Here is a 17,750-nt window from a genome sequence, read left to right on the forward strand (position 1 = left end):
CAATTGAGATTTCCCGTGATTTTTGACCGTAGGCTAGCCTGATAAAGCAGGTCCAATCCACAATCCGGCTGAGTTTGATTGGGAATCAGAATCTTTTTTAGAAGCATAACCGGGCTTCCTCTGACTCCTTTTCCTATCGCTCTACCGGTATCTTTCGCCATCCCCCGCTGCCGGTAAAATCTCTGGCGGTAAAACACCAGATCACCACTTTCTTACCGTCAAAATACTCACTGTCCTTTTTTCCCCTTTGATACAGTTTTATCCGTGCCGGAGTCACTCCGGATCCCCGTACGCCCAGGAGATCAACATCAAAACCGAGTCGGGCGGACAACAGATCAAACAGTCCCGCCCCCATGGCATGAAGATCCCCACCACTATGAAATACCAGGGTATGGCTGTCTCCCAGAAGAATCACTGGGCTTTTCGGATTACTCTTTACCGGTTTTCCCGTTTCCTTCAACGTCACCAATGTAATTTCCAGTTTTTCACGCAGATTTTTCATCTCCGCCATCCTGGCAAGATCGCCATGGATGGAGATCTCCTGTTTTTTCTGTGTGTATACCCTTTTCTGAACATCATCGTACCAACTCAACTTCCGTATCTTCGCCACCGCGGCATCGACAAACAGTTCCATCCCTGGCGGAGAAAAATGACTGTCCGTTCTGCAGTATAACTGTTTCCCTGAAGATCTCTTTTTTCTCAGCGTGGGTAGAAGATCAATAATCCTGACACCATTCTGCCTGAGAAGTCCATAAAACTCATGATAAAGAGTAACCTGTTCCTCACCCGCTTCAGCCGTCAGTCCTGCATCCAGCTTATCCGGGTAAATCAGGCTCTTGGGAGGAACCGGCATCAGGTAAAGGGCGATTCCTTTTGCCGCCAGGGCCTTGTTATAGGCGAGAATTGCAGGAAGAGGATCGGCAAACTGTTTTTTTCTGGTCCGGGTAGCAGCCGCCGCATCACTGCCCCAGAATTTTCCGGCACCGACATGGATAAGCTCCTCTTTCAGGAACAGCCAGCCGTCAGTTCCCTCAACAACACTGTTCTTTCCACCGGCAGCCGCCAGTTCCCGGGCCACCTCAGTCAGAGTGGCAGCAAAAGATGTGGTTGCCAATATAAATCCCGCGGCAAGAATCAGCAGGCTGTAACACATTTTATTCATCATTGATGAGTTCTCCCCAGTTAGGTGTTTCAAGTTCAATCATTTCATCGACAAGGGGGCTGCGGCGAAAACCTCCATATTCACCTTCCTTTTCTTCCCAGGGAGAAAGAGTAAGCCGTATTTCATCCCCCGGTCGCACAGTGGCCAGAGGCATCAGCTCATTGTTTCTCATTCCCCAGCCATAGACAAGGGCCTGATCCTGATCAATTGGCTTACCATCCCTGCCGTGCAAATCTACAAGATGAACTGTTATCAGATTATCAATATAAGGGACTGAACCGGGTTTAGGGGATGAAGAAATTGACGCCACCAGGCCCGCCACAACCGTTTTTTCTCCAGCGGGCACTGTAAAAAAACCGGCATCCACCGGTTCCTGCAAATCCAGAGACAAGATCTTCCAGTCACCCGACGAGAGCTCTCTTTCGGAAAACTCCCAGATAACCAGCCGTTTTCCGGCCAGCCGGTCACGTCCTCTTGCAAGATCCGCGGCAAGCAGCTCTCTTGTCGCGTAGGCGCCGGAATCGTTTCTTGCAAGGCAATCAACCAACTGTCCGAGACGGTAACCGAGATGTTCCGCCAGGCCACCGGCAAAAGACCAGTGCAACCCCCTGAAGGAAAAAATATTAGTAAAGGAATCACCGAGTAACAAAACAGGACTTTCCGGATCACCCTTTACGAATCCACCGTCCTCCCCCAGTACCTGGTTGACAACAACCTCCTGGTCATTCAACAGGGTCATGCTCTCCGGCAGGGTCAGCATGCGGGCAAGATCCCCCGTATTGCGTACGGCAACAGGTTGCAGGGAAAAATCATTCTTCCCAGGTGGAAGAGTATATGTCTCCTTTATGAAACCGGCCAGTTCACCTGCAACAGCTTCCATTGCCCCCGGTTGCCAGTGGGTATCGTACTGCAGAAAAGCTCCACCTTTTTTGCGGGAATAGTCAACCAGTACAGCTCCGGCATCGAAAACAGTTATGTTTTCCCCGGAGAGTTTTTCCATGAACCGGGACCAGGAGCGATTATGCAGGGGCCGGACAAACGATTCCTTCGCTACCAGCCGTTCAGGTTCTATTCCCGCCTTGACGGGGATGGGAACCACAAGCAACTCAATGGACCTGGCCGCAAGCTGGTCCCGGAAATGGACAATGGCTGCCACGGGGTCAGGCTGAACAGCCCTTTCCCATATTTCATGACCCGTTGCCCTTTTTTCCAGCTGATCGGGATTGAGAAAGGGCTGTCCTGTCAGGTAATCAAGGGCCGCGGTATAGAACAGAAACGATGGTTCATGGCTTCCCGCAACTACCTTCTCATTTCCCTGGCCAAGATACTGCAGAAAAAGGTACTGGAGTGGAGGAAGAAACAGCTTGCGAAGGAAAGAGCCCTCTTCAAGAGAGGTTTCAAGCTTTCGCATATTTTGAATTATTTTTTTATCAAGACGATCAATTTTCTCCGGCAGTGACAAATCCTCACTCCTGCCGGTCAGGGACTCTGCCGGCGGCAGACGGAAAAACGGCCCGAAGTCCCTGCCCCTGTCAAGACCAACCTGTACCAGTGGGACCGAACAGATTATAAAAAGAAAAGAAATCATCAGAAAAGCGGCCATATTCCGGCTGATATCCGTATAACCAATCTCTTTTCGGGCTATGTCCTCTCTTGAGAGTTGCTTTTTTCGCATATCCGGGAGGTTCTATTACAAAACAATTAGTAAAAACAGAATTTTTCAAAAAAAAGAGCAATTTCAAAAATAATTCTGATTACGTATGAAACTCAGCCTGTTATTTGTGAGTCTGGGGATTGGGCCTGTTTTATCAGGTGTATTTAAAAAATCACATTAGACCGATTATAAAATGATCTGGACTGACACTTTTTCATTTGAATTCCTTATCAATTGAGATTTCCAGTGATTTTTGACCGCAGGCTAGCCTGATCAAACAGGCCCAATCCACAATTTGGCTGAGTTTCATGGGTAATCAAGAAAATAATTCAGAAACTAGAAATTAAAATAGATAAACGGATTATAAGACTGCATACTGAGCACGGCAACAGAAACCACCAGGAGCAGCAGAACAGTAACAACTTTAACCGGCGTGAGTTTCCTCGACCAGTCCCAGCTCTGGGGCATCCGCCATATGACCAGAGCCCCTGCAGCCATGGCGAAGAGGCAGTATGGAGTATAGATCATTCCCCTGAGCAGAAGCGACGTTTGCGGCACCTGGCCAATCCCGAACATGGAGGACAGGTATTGAAGGGCAATGGTAAAGCTGTCCGCCCTGAAAAAGACCCAGGCAATCAGGACCAGGATAAAGGTGACCCCCACCCGCAGAAATCTCGGCAGGAAAAAATAGAGCGGTTTTCTGCCAAAGCCCCTTTCAAAACCGAGCAATATCCCGTGAAAAGCCCCCCAGGCTACAAAATTCCAGGATGCCCCATGCCACAACCCACCGAGCAGCATGACAATGGCAAGATTTACAGCAGTTCTTATCGCCCCCCTGCGATTACCGCCCAGGGGTATATACAGGTACTGTTTCAACCATGTGGAAAGAGATATATGCCAGCGACGCCAGAATTCGGTGATGGAGGCTGAACGGTAGGGAGAATCAAAATTCTTCGCAAAAACAAAGCCGAACATCAAACCGAGACCGATCGCCATATCGGAATAGCCACTGAAATCAAAATAGATCTGAAAACTGTAGGCAACAATACCATACCAGCTGTCAAGCCAGTGCAGGGAGCCTGCGGAAAAAGTAAGATCCGCAATTTTCCCACAGGGATTCGCCAGCAAAACCTTCTTGGCCATACCCAGGCTGAAAAAGGCAACTCCCCTGGCAAACTTCTCACGGGAATGAATCCGAACCGCCAGCTGATCCGCAACCTCCTGAAAACGTATAATCGGTCCGGCCACCAGCTGGGGAAACATGGCCACAAAACAGGCAAAATCAGGAAAATTCCGAATGGCCCGGGCCTCCCCGCGATAGACATCAATGGTATAACTCATGGACTGGAAGGTATAAAAACTGATCCCAAGGGGGAGAAGAAACCTGAGAACCGGGACCGGATCAACATCTGTCGCTCCCACGAGCGCGAACAACTGATTGTAGGATTCAAGCACAAAACCGGTGTATTTGAAAAATCCAAGCAGGGAAAGATTGGAAATGATGGAAACCGCCAGGGCAATTTTCCGGCGACGCTCCCGGCCCGTATCCGCCCCACTTATGATCAGACCACAAAAATAATCCACCAGGGTGGAACCGAACATCAGCAGGGTAAAAAGAGGGTTGGACCAGCCGTAAAAAACATAACTGATCCCGGTAAGGATACTGTTTTTCCATCGCCCCGGGGTGCCATAATACAAAAAAAGACCCAGGGGAAGAAAATAGAAGAGAAATATATGGGAGGAAAAAACCATGGAGATATATGATCAATTGTGAAGAAACAGCCGCTATCTGTCAGGAACAACCATAAAGAACCTGTGCTGACGGGGGTTTTTGCAGAATGCGCAGATTGCACGAAAATACCATTACTCGGCAGACTTATCAATCCTGTAATACATATCCAGATCCGGCTCAAAAATATCCATCATCTGACGTTCCCCTTCCAGTTCAGGGTGATCATCAAATTTTTCCAGCAGAAGGGTTTCAACCTCTGGTGTTTCAGGATATTTTTTTACGATCTTCCTGTCCAGTACCGCCCATTCGGCAACTACGATCCGTTTTTCTTCATATTTGCCTTCAAGGACCTGGTTTACCTGGTAACTGTTGACCACAAGGGCCCGACGATAGGCCCCGAGGGAATCAGGCGTCGGGATTTCAGTTGTCTCCAGTAAAACCGCCCTGACTTTCAACCTGTCTGCCTGCTTCCTCTCCTTTATTATCTTCTTAATTACGGAAGAATCCCGGACAATTTCCTCAGCTGTCATCGTCCTGTTGTAGACGACTATTCGTTCAAAAAGCCCGCCATCCCGATCTCCCGTCATACCCAGCACCATATCTGTTTTTCTAAAAATATTAAAATCAAAGGAGAGTTTCTGTTTCCCCTCTTTTCTACCGTCAGTAAAAAGTTCAACAAAACGGCCATCACTGTTCACAACCAGATGCACGGGTTTCAGGGACTGGAAAATATTTTTCCAGCGAACAATTTTTGCATTTTGAGCTGCAGAGATTTTCAAAACCAGATCATCTTTTTCCTGTTTCATCTGAAAAACCGGTTTATCTCCTTGGAAAAATGAAACCAGGGTTGCATCGCTGCCCAGAGGGGTATAGAGCAGCTCCAGACCCATCTTTCCGGAACGGCTGAGATGATCTCCGACCAGCCTGCCGGCTTCACCAGTTTCTCCCCATCCTCCACGGCTCATCAACTGGAGTTCCCTGCTGAACAGAGCCCGTCCCCGCAACTGTATTCCGCACTGCTGAAAGCCGACAGGGCTGTCCTCTGCCAGTTGATTGCGCCCTTTCATATTCTCCCAGACAAACAGCAAATTATCCGTGACAGCCGGCCATTTCTGCTGTTCTTCCAATGCTGCTCCATGAACCGCATCAGCAAGCCGGGCTTTTTCTCCTCCCTCAATCCAGAGATCCGGATAAAAATCAGCCCGACTGTTATGAGTCACCTGCAGCCAGTCCTCGACTGCTTTTGCCCCGGCATCAAGACGACCGATAAAAACCTCCACCTTCTCTCCGCCTCCGCCTATCCTGTTGCCACCGTCCCCCTTTTCGTAAGGTCCGGTCACAACAAAAAACCTGGGATGATTGCTCCACCTTGGATGATACACTTCGTAACCATTGGCCGCACCGTTAATGGCAACCTTCCAGCTTCCCCCGTTTTTCACATCATGAATCTGTACATTGCGGTGAAGTCCGTCAAAAATCCAGAGCAGTTTAGAATTATCAGGGCTGAGAGATGTCCAGCACCCCCTGCCCAGTCTCTGCCATTTTCTATCCTTCATATGCAGCACACCTCCGTGGGGCCAGGGGAAAAGTCCTCCCAGTATTTCCCCGTCCTTTGAGAGCTGCATATTTGACCAGGCCATACGGGTCCTGTCCCAGACAAGTTCACTCTTATCCGGATTATCCAGGGGAAACCTGAAAAGAGGCTGGGTGGTACCGTATTTATTCTCCGGCTGATCACCGGAAAAAAAGTAAATCCAGGTTCTGGAATTTCCGGGCTCCTGCCAAACCTCGACCGCCACACCGGAACCAAGTTCAGTCATCCGGCCACTCTCCCATTCAACCAGATACATCTGCCGGTTTTTTCTATCTGAAACGATGACATGACTGCCATCCGGTGTAAAAAGAGGTTTGAAAAAATTTCCCATGTCGGGCACAAGCACTCTTTCACCTCGTCCATCCGACGAGTCATACCCGTAAAGCATGAGCTGCAAACCCTGGGCAAAGGTATCTGCGCCTTTCCCCTGGTCCTGAACCCAGACGAGTCTTGTATGTTTTCCAGTCCACTGCTCAATACCATTTTTCCCGGCAGCCGCAGCAAACGTTGAAAACAAAACAAGCAGGAGACCAGCCATAAAAAACCTATTCATCACCATTCCCCCCTCTTGTACGGAGCAGTCTTGCCGGAACACCGGCCACTACAGCGAAATCCGGAATATCTTTTGTTACCACGGAACCGGCACCGACGATTACACCCCTGCCGATGCTCACCCCGTCCAGGATGACTGTCCCCGCCCCGATCCAACTCATTGGCCCAATGGCAATCGGCCCATGGGAGTAACCACCCTGATCCATTATCGGCACGTTCCGATCACCGTGAAAATACCTGCCTCCCCCGATATAGCAGTTACCGGCAATAATTGTTGCCTCACCGACATGAATCCCGGAAACCGAGGAAAATACCGTATTACAGCCAACATCCACACGACCATCAAGCACAACAGGTCCGGTTTTACCCTGGACAACGCAATTTCTCGAAAGAATAACACCATCTCCGAAAACAACACCCTTCTCACCACTGCCTCCGGCATCAAGAAACACGTAATCATCGATGGCAACATTGTTGCCAATCCTGATCTTTCCGGGATGTCGAATCACCAGGCCCCTTCCGAGAATCAGGCTGCTTCCAACCTTTTGAAACAGTGCTTTCGCGAAGATTTTCCTGGCCAGGTAACCTGCGGCTCCACCTAGACCGGCAAGAACAATATGAAAAAACTCATACCGCAGCAATTGAAAAAACGAAAGCTCTCCCGCAGCCTTGCGCTTATACCTGGAAAATGCTGATTCCCTACTGTCATGAAGTTGCTCAGCCAGGGGAATCTTATCTATTCTTGAATCTTCTGGAGCCATAATTTCTTTCTCACTTTCACAATCTATCCTGCTCGAATATATACAACCTGAATCGTAACTGGTCACAGGGATAGCAACTCTGTGATTTTATAACCTTTGAACTGTAATCAACAGATTCAGACAGGCATTAATTATTAACAATCACTTTGACAAGTACCACAGTCTGAAATACTGCAGTCCCTCACCTTTTTACAGATTTTCAGTGAAACACAACCTTGGGAATTCGTAGCAGAGCCTCAAAGATAAAGGCGTAAACACTGAGCATATACATGCAGGTTACACCCAGAATCAGAACAGGCTGGTAAATGGCCCGGTGCGTTCTGGCATACAGAATACCAAGCATTGGGATAATCGGGAAGAGATACCTGCCCTGGGCCTGAAAATCAACAGTCCAGGAATGGTACAGGGAAACAGCTATCAGCGCGGAGGAAAGACCAAGTACGGAAAGAGCAAGCCCGCTTTCCACGATACCGCCCCGCAGAAAAATTAAACCAAAGACAAAAACAAGAAGAGCGCCCCCCGTCCAGCGTACCAGATCGTAGTACGGCAGAGGTGCGGAAATAGTGAAATAACCGAACACACCGAAACCACTCTGAAATGACCGCTCAAACCAGCGGTGAACTGTCACCATCTCTTTCAGGGTCGTCCCCCTGGCTTTTCTGTACAGGGAAACATGTTTCTTGTGCAATTCGGTACTCGGTTTATACCAAGGATGGGCACGCTCCTCCTGCAGTGCCCTGATCTTTTCATTGCGGTCAATCCCGTTAACGGCGTAATCAGCCCCCACTCTCAAACCGAACAGAATGAGACCCAATACAGAAACCGCCAACAACCTTTTCATCGCTGTTTTTCTCTTTTCCGACGACAAGGTAAAATAAAGCTGTGCTCCAAGACATAGATAGAAAAAAGCAATAAAGGGATAATAATTTTTCTTCAGCAGAAAGAGGCACCCAAGAAGGCTGCCGAGAAAAACAAGTCCGCAGAGATAGGAGCAGTTCCGTTTTTCAAGAAACCGCCGCAAAAAACTGGACGGTCTGATTATTTCGCATCCGGCAAGAAAAGTAACAAAAAGGGCAAAAGCATCAGAGTCACAGTAGCTGAAAACATACCAGATCTGTGGTGACAGCAAAAACGGTATTGCCATCAATCTCGCGCACCTGCTCCTTACCGTGTAAAGAAGTATCAGGCCAAAGAGCAGCACATTGAACACTCTCAGGGAGAAATATTCAGGAATCCTGAATCCTTCCAGCAGCTTATGGAATTTGCCGGAAAAAAAATAATACACCTCTCCATTGTTCAGCCTCGAGACCCCGTACACACTGTAGGTCTGACGAACGGACTCGTCCTCAAGATGGGGCGGCAGCCAGTGGTTATCATAGTACTGGGTTGCGTAGAGATGCACGTATTCATCAGGATGAACATTGCGCTCACTTATGCCGGCCATGGTGATAACCAGCATCCAGGCGCCGAAAAGAAAAAGAGGCACAAAGAGATAATTGCGGGAGAGATGGGCGCCTCCCTGGTAAACAAGAGACACAAAAAAACTGATCACCAGAAAACGGACCGCAACACTGAAATAAGAAATCCCCCTGTACTCCGGGTGGATACGCAACTCAAAATTTGGGTCTTCTCCAGTGGAGACAACCTTCAGACCGTTTTTGTCAATCGTATATTTTTCCACCTGGGCAAGCGGTACCAGGCGCTTGAAATCACGGGGTGAGGCAAAAACATAAGGAGCAAATCCCTCCTGTTCAATTTTCATACGCCTCAGGGTTGCCTCACCCTGGTACTTGTGTGTATCAATCCGCAGTCTTGCGAGGTCCCCGATATCCGTCAGAAAGAAACTGTAATGGTTCCTTCCTGGACCGGCAATAACCACCGACATACGCTCTTCCGAATATGGTTGACCGGCTTTTGCCCAGTATATCTTGAAATCAGTCTTCTTTTCAACAGCCAGGTCAATTTCCACATGGGCCGTCTTTATAAAAAAGAGATAATATAATCCCATGGCAAGCAGACACAGAATGGAGATATTCACATACTGCATCCGCTTATTCATTTGTAGCCCTCCACCCGTTTTCTATTCACAGTTTCGTAACTCCTCACAGGGGTGACAACTCTATGATTCTATAACCTCTGAACTGTAACTGTTCACGGGTGCCACAGATTTTTACAGGCTCTTCTGTTCGCTATAGCCTACCTATGCGGACAGAAGAGACCGTGAAAAGCTGGGGTGCCTGTGAGCAATTACACAGTTTCACCTGGAAGTCTGTCCGAAAATGTCTTTTTCCTTCAACTGCAGTCACGGAAGGAAAACGTCTATTCCCGGAGAGACCCCCAGATCTTCAGATCTTATCCAGTACAACCTGCCATCGTCCGTTCGTTGTTTTTAACAGGATATGCCTGAAATCTTCTCCTTCAAATTCGCCGACATAATGGGAGCCGGTATCGTTTCGTACATGCAGGATTTTTGTGCCGTCTTCAAGAAACCAGGTGCCCCTGCCCCTTTTATGTTCACCTGTACTGACGACAATATCATAGATATGGTTGCCGATGGAATGAAAATCATATGTTCCACTGTAGGTGCGATGATCAGTCAGACTCGTCCCGGCTGAACGCCAGACACCCAACAAACCCTCAGGTGTTGGCATGGCAGGTTCATCAGAACCACTGCTGCCCCCGCCCAAAGCGGCGGCTGCCACTCCAACCACAGCGACTACTCCGGCTCCAACCCCAACCTTCTGCCATGTCGACCAGCCTTCCTCGTTTTCATTTTCCTCAGCAGCTTCCTGACCGGATACAACCTGACTTTTTTCAGACACCTGCTCCTTTTCAGGCATAACCGTATCAAGCACAACATCCTTTTTACGATCCTCAAGAACAGGAACAGATGTTGTTTTTTCCGCAACTCCCGCCTGAACTGCAGGAATCTTTATCTCTTCTGCAGAACATACTGATAACAGGGGAGAAAATACTACAGCAAACGCCAGCAGCGAGACACCCACACCGGAACACAATGATCCGGATAGTGTACTGCGATTTCCCATTTGAATCTCCTTAAATAAATTATTTCGGGTTAAAAACTTACAGGTATTTTGAAAAATCAATATTTTCGTTCGAGGTCAGGGAACAGGAAAACTAAAAAGTGCTGCATATTATGTGAGCACTTTTCATTTCCCTGTGACGCAGAGATCAGGCGAAAAAGCAATTTTTCAAGGTGGCTTTCTATATAATCCAGGCCAAAACAATTTTTTGTACACCTTCACCATTTCCATTGCAACTACTATTTTTTTTGTTTTTCAGGCAACTTTCCCCGGATATTTCCCCAAAACGGTACTGTTCATATACTTTTTTGAACAGTCATGAAACTCTTCCTGACTGCAAATATACTGGCTAACCGTGAACAGTTTCTCCGCTCCGGCATCAGGCAGAGTTTTACACAGAGACAGGGAATTGCTCACTGGTATACATTTGACCCGGGCCCCTGAATGATTACTGTTTTCATGCAACATCTTCAAATTCAACTTCCATCCTGCGAGGGAAAAATGACAACTGTGATCGTATCCGTCAGTGCACTGGAAATTCTGGACTCCCGTGGCAATCCAACTGTAAGAGTTTTCGTGGAAACCGATTCCGGCACCAGGGTTTCCGCCTCGGTTCCTTCCGGGGCCAGCACTGGAGAAAATGAGGCAATTGAGCTGCGTGACAATGACAACAACAGATATAATGGTAAAGGGGTATTGGAAGCCGTCAATAATGTTAACAGGATTATCGCTCCTGCAATAACAGGGCAACCGGTCTCAGAACAGGCCCATCTCGATGAAATAATGAAAAAACTTGACGGCACTGATAATAAATCAAATCTTGGGGCAAATGCCATCCTCGGTGTTTCCATGGCTGTTGCCAGAGCCGGAGCCGAAGCGGCCGGACTGCCGCTGTACAGGTATCTCGGCGGCAACACTGCCAGGCGTATCCCGGTCCCCGCCATGAATATTATTAATGGCGGAGAGCATGCTGATAACAATGTGGATTTCCAGGAATTCATGGCCGTTCCCATTGGTGCACCCAACTTCAGAGAAGGATTACGATCCGTTGCCGAGACTTTCCATACATTGAAAATACTTTTGAAAAAGAGAAACCTGTCCACCGGAGTGGGAGACGAGGGTGGTTTCGCTCCCAACCTAAAAAGCAATGAAGCCGCCATGGATATCATCATGGAAGCCATTGAGCAGGCCGGGTACAGGCCGGGAAAAGATATCGCCATCTCTCTTGACAGTGCGGCCAGCTCTTTTTCTCCTGACCTGACGTCCCACTATGATCTGACATGGTCAGGAGAAGGAAAGATGACTTCCAGCGAGATGATCTCCCTCTGCAGAGACTGGATAAAAAAATACCCTGTTGTCTCCTGGGAGGACCCCCTGGCGGAAAACGACTGGGACGGTTTTCAAAAACTGACTGAAGAAGTTGGTCAGTCTATTGACATTGTAGGGGATGATATCTTTGTAACCAACACAAAATACATTGCGAAAGGCATCAGGGAAAAAACCGCAAACTCCGTTCTCATCAAGCTTAATCAGATTGGAACTGTCACTGAGGCCGTTGATGCGGTTCAGATGTGCAGGGAAGCCGGCTGGCGATACTTCATTTCCCACCGTTCCGGAGAGACGGAAGATACATTTCTGGCAGACTTTGCCGTTGCCATGGGTGGCGGCCAGTTAAAAACCGGTTCAGCCTCCAGGAGTGAACGTATTGCCAAATATAATCGACTCCTTGAAATAGAAATGGAACTCGGAGGCAATGCGTTGTATTATTGGTAAGGTTTCAGACCCGGTAAAAAAATAATCACAGGCGCCCCGGCTTTTCACGGTCTTTTCTGTCCGCAGGCAGGGTACAACAGGAAATGAAGATTCCGACAGGGCAGAAAAACCTGGCCCAACTGGATTTTCAGGTACATTTATTGAAGAGTTATGCAAAAAATCGGCACAATTCACACCCCTTTTACTGTTTTACAGGATATGCCAATCCAACCCAAAGGCGCAAAAGAAGTAACCGGTACAATTGAAGTGGAAGAACGCTACCGGGAAGGATTGGACGATCTGGAAGGATTCAGTCATATTTATCTCCTCTATGAATTTCACATGGCCAAACGAACAGCCTTAAAAGTAACTCCTTTCATGGACAAGGTTGAGAGAGGTGTTTTTGCCACACGCTCACCACTTCGGCCGAACCATATTGGTCTCTCCATTGTCAGGTTATTAAAAATTGAAGGCAGGATTCTGACTGTCCAGGGAATTGATGTTCTCAACGGAACACCTCTGCTTGACATAAAACCCTATATTGCGCCTTTTGACGAAGTGAAGGAAAGTACTACCGGATGGATGAAGGCTTCGCCGGAAGAAGTTTCGAGGAAAAGATCCGATGATCGATTTGTGGGTTGACAGAACATGAAACACAACAACCTTATGAGTACCTTTAAAATTAAAAACCTTTGCACGGTATTTATCTGAAAATCCATGGCTGGAGGTCGTACTGTCGCAGTCGGGATTTTCTTCAGTTTGTTGAGGCCTTGCCATCGGGCCCGGCCATTCCTGTTTATTCGTAGTAAAACTTAAAGGAGAACGTAAATGAGCGAAGAAAAACGTACCCCATGTCCAACCTGTCAGGGGAAAAAAATCATCGAAGGTGTCTGTGAAACAAGTTCGGAATGGAGCGGAACACAGGACGGACAGGGGGATGAGATGCAATGCACCCCCGATCAGGTATGCCCGACCTGTAACGGGAAAGGGTACGAGGAGTAAGAAAGAGCGGCCCATGTCAGGGGCAGTGAAATTATAGAGTTGCTGTCCCTGTGAGGAGTTACGATTCAACAGTGCCCCGGCACGATGTTTCCCACGATGCGGAGTCTCTCCGGAAATGGTTTTTCTGATTGCGTATAAAACCCAGCCTGCTGTTGGGGAGTCAGGTGTCACGTCAACGATGAAATGACGTAATATTGCACTGTACTTTTTTGTGCCATTCTGCCTGCGGCTTTGAGCGCATAGTTGAGCTATGTAACATAAGCCGCAGGCGGGATGGCGTGAAAAAGGACAAGCAAGATACGTCAGAGCAGTGTTGACGAGACACTGGGGATGTGCCTGTTTTAACAGACACATTCCCAATCGGGCTGAGTTTGATTGGGAATCAGAATGTTTTTTATTCAGGCTCAAGACACGAAGAAAATTTCAATACAGGGTAATTACTCACAGGTACCCCAGCTTTTCACGGTCTCTTTTGTCCGCATAGTAGACTATAGCGAACAAAAGAGCCTGCAAAAATCTGCAGCACCTGTGAGCAATTACAGTTCAGAGGTAATAAAATCACATAATTGCTACTCCTGTGAGTAGTTACAATACAGGTATCCATATGATATTGCAGTTATAATTCCCACAGCAGCGGCGATTCCGGAAAAAAGGCCGTTTATGGACAGGCACTCAATGTCGTTAACTTAAGCGATGAGCCCCATTCTGACCTCGTCCGAGGGACGCCATAAACCCGTCCCTGGGGGCTTGACTGCAGCCGTCCTGGCTGCAGACACCCTCGGCCAGGGTCAGAATGGGTCTTTCCTTTACCATCTTGTCCTTAAGTTAACGACATTGGACAGGTACTACAAAAGAGGACGGACTATGGCACAGAAGATACTGGAAATTTTCTCCGATTATATCTGACCCTGGTGCTATTTCATTACCGGGCGTATTGAACGTTTACAGAAAGAATACGAGATTACTGTCCGCTGGCGTGCTTTTCCCCTCCACCCGGAAACGCCGGAAGAGGGACAGCTTCTGACAGACCTTTTCCGCGTCACCCCTGAAAAAATCAATGTCATGGTTGATAATCTGAAAAATATCGCAGATGAACTGAACCTGCCATTCGGGGAAAGAGACAAGACCTGCAACAGCAGACTGGCCCAGGAACTTGGTCTCTGGGCGGAGAGCATGGGAAAAGGAGAACAATTTCATTCCCTCGCTTTCAGGGCCTATTTTGGAAATGGTGTTAATCTCGCCCATATTCCCATACTCCTGCAGCTCGCTGAAAATGCAGGCCTTCCGAGAGATGAAGCCGAAAATGTCCTGAACCTGCGTTCCTTTAAAGATGCTGTTGACAGGGACTGGGGCGAATCAAGATGCAAAGGTATTGCCGCTATTCCAACCTTCGTTTTAGATGATTACAAAATGGTAGGGGCCCAGGATTATGAAACCCTTGCCCGAATGCTCAGGGAAAACGGAGTAAAAACACGATGAAAACAATGAAAGGAGATCTTCTCCAACTGGCTATTGATGGTCATTTCGATGTTATTGTCCATGGTTGCAACTGTTTCTGCCGGATGGGGGCTGGGATTGCCAGATCAATAAAATCGGTCTTTCCTGAAGCGTTCCAGGCTGATCTGGCCACCAAGGAAGGTGACGAGAAGAAACTTGGCTCGTTCAGTTCCGCAACTGTCAAACAGAACGGGCATACAATAACCGTTGTTAACGGCTATACCCAGTATAACTCTTTTGGGGAAGGTGTTCTTGTTGATTACAGAGCGGTCAGAAAGCTGTTCTCTCTTCTGAAAAAAGAGTACGGAGGCAGACGTATCGGCTACCCGAAAATAGGTGCCGGCCTGGCCGGTGGAAACTGGAAAAAGATCAGTGCAATCATTGATGAAGAACTTGAAGGAGAAAATCACACCCTGGTTGTTTTCGGACCATGAAACTTACCTGCGGGAAAATTTCCCGTGCGCCTTGATCTCGAATAAAAACCCTCATTTCTGGATAGACACTAGTGTCACGTCAACGATGAAATGACGTAATATTGCGCTGTAATTTTTTGTGCCATTCTGTCTGCGGCTTTGAGCGCATAGTTGAGCTATGTAACATAAGCCGCAGGTGGGATGGCGCGAAAAAGGACAAGCAAGATACGTCAGAGCAGTGTTGACGGGACACTAATACCCGGAGCGTAAGTCCTCACAGGGGTAATAACCATATGACTCTATTACCTCTGAACTGTTTCAACGTGTTCAAAAAGAACAGGTGGATTGCCGGCGGATGCCCCCAGGGCGGCAGGTCCCTATCTCAAAATTAATCACGGAGCCGTCACGGATTCAGACAGGTATCTGCCGGCACATTTACAGAGCGACAGCTTCTTCAATCATGGAAATAATTTTCATATAGGTCTGGTGTACAGAATCCGGGAAGGATTCGTCATCAACCATTGCGCGAACGTTTTCTCTGTCAAAATAAAAAAACCGGATCTGGGTTTTATTGTTTTTTGTGAAAGTCATTACATATTTGGGCATGAATATCGCCCTTTCCGGGTTCATCTGCAGACTTTTTGCAGATTTTTCCGGTTTGCAGATATGAATCATATGCAGATCAAAATCCTCACCAACTTCAACCCCATGTTTCCCGAACATTCCTGCCATTTCCATTGAACTTTCATTGTGGATGATAAAACCGTATTTTTTAACAACCTCCGTCAGAGCCCGGGCAAAATCGGCTGCAGATTTATCAGTTTCATTTTTGTAAAGATGGTCACTCATCCTGTTCTCCTTAAGAATACGAATTAGGTTGTATTGGACATATGCACACCGTATTGTCTTGTTGTTTTTCTGTCAAGAGGATATTTAAGAGATAAATTGAATTCCTGGATATGGTTACTATCCGCAATAGTGGTAACGTTACCTGCTGTCTGTCTATAAATAGTCTTTTTGTCCAAACTCTGCGTCATGCTCAATGAATAATTCTTGGAATATCTATTATATTAATGACTTATTCTTTTCAGAAGTTCTTGATTGAAACGAAATTGTTCATTTTCCGGACAGACTCGATCTGCAGAGATGAATAAAAAGGAGAAAGACTCTCGAGATAACTTCCTGTAAATACAATTAAAAATAATGATAATTGGAATGGCACTGTTTTTGTAAGTAAAATTTGTGGTTTTTATTTTTTCTGACTGGAAGAGTAATTGAAAAGTGTACAATATGGAGGATCATGATGAAATCTTTGATTATTTATTCAAGTAAATCAGGAAATACCCGCAAACTTGCAGAAGCGGCCTGTGATTTTCTGCCCGGTGAAAAAATTGTTAAACCGGCAATGGATAACCCGAATCAGGAGGGATATGATCTTGTTGTTATTGGCTTCTGGCTTCAGGGAGGTAAGCCTGATCCAGGTTCGGTAAAAGTCCTGGAAAGTGCAGTTGGTAAGATTTTTCTTCTTGCTACCCATGGGGCCGCTGCAGATTCGAAGCATGCCGCAGACGCCATGACTGCCGCTAAAGAGATGGCCGGAAATGGTGAGATAGTAGGGGTGTTTAACTGTCAGGGTGAAGTCAATTCAGAGTTCCTGAAGAAAGCGGCGGCTAAAAAACCACAGCCTCCCTGGGTCAGGGATGCGGAAGATGCAGTGGGACACCCGAATGCCCATGATATTGCCGAGTTAAAAAAGGCTCTTCAGGAGGTTGTGTCTTCAATTTCATAAGCAGTTTCTCACAGCACCTGAGTCGATGAGAGGATATCCCGAAGGGAGGCGAGTGATTGTATTTAACAGATCTGACCGTGCATTTTACGGTTGTGCTCCAGTTGGTTGTTGATAAAAATCACAAAACCGTCAATGATTCAGGCCAGCATTAACTATTGGAAATCCCGTCGAAGTATGTTGCCGACAGGAAGGAGAATACTATGGAGTCAGTAACTTTTGAAGATATTGCAATTGTTTCCTGTGGAACGATGAGCCTTGAACTGAATTTTCTCAGGGATGAAGGTTTTTTGAATGCCGCAGAGATAATTTATACTGTCCCTGGTCTTCACCAGGATATTCTCGAACTTGAACGGCAGCTTGTCAGCCGGATTGCGAAAGCAAGGGAAAAGTATGGTAAAGTCATAGTCGTTTATGGCGGCAAATTTTGCTATGTCAATGTGGATGAACCTACCCGGCTGATGGAAACCGTAATCGGGGAACAGGGTGGCGGGATTGGGAGAGTGGCAGCCACCCATTGTATGGATATGCTTGTCAGTGAGGAAGATCGGCAAAAGATCGCAGAGGAGGTCGCCGGGGGTGAACCGGTCTGGTGGATGACGCCCGGCTGGGTGAAATATCGTTCGAAGGTATTCAAGGGCTGGGATAAGGCTGTGGCCAATGAGAATTTTCCTCGGCACACCGGTGGGGCAGTTGTCCTTGACGGGACAGGATATATGGATAAACTGATGGCGGAAAAACCGGAAGAGTTTCTTGATTATGGTGACTGGATGGGAATTCCGCTTATTCCTTATACCATTA

The 17,750-nt window shown here is 47.3% G+C and carries 14 protein-coding genes and 1 pseudogene; 7 read left to right on the top strand and 8 right to left on the bottom strand.

The window, feature by feature from the left end; translation table 11 throughout:
* Positions 1 to 133: 133 nt before the first annotated feature.
* The 7 genes from ACXLDX_RS10500 to ACXLDX_RS10530 form a co-directional block, all read right to left on the bottom strand.
* Positions 134 to 1,165 carry an alginate O-acetyltransferase AlgX-related protein gene (locus ACXLDX_RS10500; RefSeq protein WP_457577135.1) on the bottom strand — a complete coding sequence of 344 codons (1,032 nt, stop codon included), beginning with the start codon at positions 1,163 to 1,165 and terminating at the stop codon, positions 134 to 136.
* Complete coding sequence (locus ACXLDX_RS10505) at positions 1,155 to 2,837, bottom strand: alginate O-acetyltransferase AlgX-related protein (RefSeq protein WP_457577136.1); 1,683 nt, start codon at positions 2,835 to 2,837, stop codon at positions 1,155 to 1,157. The genes ACXLDX_RS10500 and ACXLDX_RS10505 overlap by 11 nt, the downstream gene beginning before the upstream one ends.
* Positions 2,838 to 3,152: 315 nt before the next feature.
* A complete protein-coding gene (locus tag ACXLDX_RS10510; RefSeq protein ID WP_457577137.1) occupies positions 3,153 to 4,568 on the bottom strand; it encodes an MBOAT family O-acyltransferase in 1,416 nt (471 codons plus the stop codon).
* Positions 4,569 to 4,679: 111 nt separating this feature from the next.
* The gene (locus ACXLDX_RS10515) at positions 4,680 to 6,701 is read right to left on the bottom strand and encodes a TolB-like translocation protein (protein ID WP_457577138.1); all 2,022 of its coding nucleotides are present in this window, start codon (positions 6,699 to 6,701) and stop codon (positions 4,680 to 4,682) included.
* Positions 6,688 to 7,455 carry an acyltransferase gene (locus ACXLDX_RS10520; protein ID WP_457577139.1) on the bottom strand — a complete coding sequence of 256 codons (768 nt, stop codon included), beginning with the start codon at positions 7,453 to 7,455 and terminating at the stop codon, positions 6,688 to 6,690. Before ACXLDX_RS10520 ends, ACXLDX_RS10515 begins: the two co-directional genes overlap by 14 nt.
* A gap of 199 nt (positions 7,456 to 7,654) precedes the next feature.
* Complete coding sequence (locus ACXLDX_RS10525) at positions 7,655 to 9,514, bottom strand: glycosyltransferase family protein (protein WP_457577140.1); 1,860 nt, start codon at positions 9,512 to 9,514, stop codon at positions 7,655 to 7,657.
* 286 nt (positions 9,515 to 9,800) lie between these two features.
* Positions 9,801 to 10,502 (bottom strand): hypothetical protein, encoded by a 702-nt coding sequence (locus tag ACXLDX_RS10530; RefSeq protein ID WP_457577141.1) that lies wholly within the window; start codon positions 10,500 to 10,502, stop codon positions 9,801 to 9,803.
* Positions 10,503 to 11,000: 498 nt separating this feature from the next.
* On the opposite strand from ACXLDX_RS10530, the gene eno reads away from it, so the two are divergent.
* The 5 genes and pseudogenes from eno (at position 11,001) to ACXLDX_RS10555 (ending at position 15,184) form a co-directional block, all read left to right on the top strand.
* On the top strand, positions 11,001 to 12,272 hold the full coding sequence (eno, locus tag ACXLDX_RS10535; RefSeq protein WP_457577142.1) for a phosphopyruvate hydratase: 1,272 nt from the start codon (positions 11,001 to 11,003) through the stop codon (positions 12,270 to 12,272).
* A gap of 150 nt (positions 12,273 to 12,422) precedes the next feature.
* Positions 12,423 to 12,893, top strand: a complete 471-nt coding sequence (gene tsaA / locus ACXLDX_RS10540; protein WP_457577143.1) for a tRNA (N6-threonylcarbamoyladenosine(37)-N6)-methyltransferase TrmO — start codon at positions 12,423 to 12,425, stop codon at positions 12,891 to 12,893.
* 186 nt (positions 12,894 to 13,079) lie between these two features.
* Complete coding sequence (locus ACXLDX_RS10545; RefSeq protein ID WP_457577144.1) at positions 13,080 to 13,253, top strand: ankyrin; 174 nt, start codon at positions 13,080 to 13,082, stop codon at positions 13,251 to 13,253.
* A gap of 918 nt (positions 13,254 to 14,171) precedes the next feature.
* Positions 14,172 to 14,732 (top strand): annotated as a pseudogene (locus ACXLDX_RS10550) (DsbA family oxidoreductase); the annotation flags it as partial.
* Positions 14,729 to 15,184, top strand: coding sequence for a macro domain-containing protein (locus ACXLDX_RS10555; protein ID WP_457577145.1), 456 nt, complete (start codon positions 14,729 to 14,731; stop codon positions 15,182 to 15,184). The pseudogene ACXLDX_RS10550 and the gene ACXLDX_RS10555, both read left to right, overlap by 4 nt.
* A 414-nt stretch (positions 15,185 to 15,598) precedes the next feature.
* Here the strand turns inward: ACXLDX_RS10555 and ACXLDX_RS10560 are convergent, their stop codons facing one another.
* Positions 15,599 to 16,012 carry a DUF302 domain-containing protein gene (locus ACXLDX_RS10560; RefSeq protein WP_457577146.1) on the bottom strand — a complete coding sequence of 138 codons (414 nt, stop codon included), beginning with the start codon at positions 16,010 to 16,012 and terminating at the stop codon, positions 15,599 to 15,601.
* A gap of 451 nt (positions 16,013 to 16,463) precedes the next feature.
* Here ACXLDX_RS10560 and ACXLDX_RS10565 point away from each other — a divergent pair, with 451 nt between their 5' ends.
* Entirely contained in the window at positions 16,464 to 16,952 is a 489-nt protein-coding gene (locus ACXLDX_RS10565; protein WP_457577147.1) for a flavodoxin family protein, read from the top strand.
* A 200-nt stretch (positions 16,953 to 17,152) separates the two neighbouring features.
* The coding region (locus ACXLDX_RS10570; RefSeq protein ID WP_457577148.1) for a DUF1638 domain-containing protein at positions 17,153 to 17,750 on the top strand (598 nt) is incomplete at its 3' end.

Source organism: Desulfomarina sp. (assembly GCF_054039375.1).

Coding starts and splice junctions, on each gene's coding strand:
- ACXLDX_RS10500 (WP_457577135.1), bottom strand. CDS start 1,165: ATGATGAATAAAATGTGTTACAGCCTGCTGATTCTTGCCGCGGGATTT.
- ACXLDX_RS10505 (WP_457577136.1), bottom strand. CDS start 2,837: ATGCGAAAAAAGCAACTCTCAAGAGAGGACATAGCCCGAAAAGAGATT.
- ACXLDX_RS10510 (WP_457577137.1), bottom strand. CDS start 4,568: ATGGTTTTTTCCTCCCATATATTTCTCTTCTATTTTCTTCCCCTGGGT.
- ACXLDX_RS10515 (WP_457577138.1), bottom strand. CDS start 6,701: ATGGTGATGAATAGGTTTTTTATGGCTGGTCTCCTGCTTGTTTTGTTT.
- ACXLDX_RS10520 (WP_457577139.1), bottom strand. CDS start 7,455: ATGGCTCCAGAAGATTCAAGAATAGATAAGATTCCCCTGGCTGAGCAA.
- ACXLDX_RS10525 (WP_457577140.1), bottom strand. CDS start 9,514: ATGAATAAGCGGATGCAGTATGTGAATATCTCCATTCTGTGTCTGCTT.
- ACXLDX_RS10530 (WP_457577141.1), bottom strand. CDS start 10,502: ATGGGAAATCGCAGTACACTATCCGGATCATTGTGTTCCGGTGTGGGT.
- eno (WP_457577142.1), top strand. CDS start 11,001: ATGACAACTGTGATCGTATCCGTCAGTGCACTGGAAATTCTGGACTCC.
- tsaA (WP_457577143.1), top strand. CDS start 12,423: ATGCAAAAAATCGGCACAATTCACACCCCTTTTACTGTTTTACAGGAT.
- ACXLDX_RS10545 (WP_457577144.1), top strand. CDS start 13,080: ATGAGCGAAGAAAAACGTACCCCATGTCCAACCTGTCAGGGGAAAAAA.
- ACXLDX_RS10555 (WP_457577145.1), top strand. CDS start 14,729: ATGAAAACAATGAAAGGAGATCTTCTCCAACTGGCTATTGATGGTCAT.
- ACXLDX_RS10560 (WP_457577146.1), bottom strand. CDS start 16,012: ATGAGTGACCATCTTTACAAAAATGAAACTGATAAATCTGCAGCCGAT.
- ACXLDX_RS10565 (WP_457577147.1), top strand. CDS start 16,464: ATGATGAAATCTTTGATTATTTATTCAAGTAAATCAGGAAATACCCGC.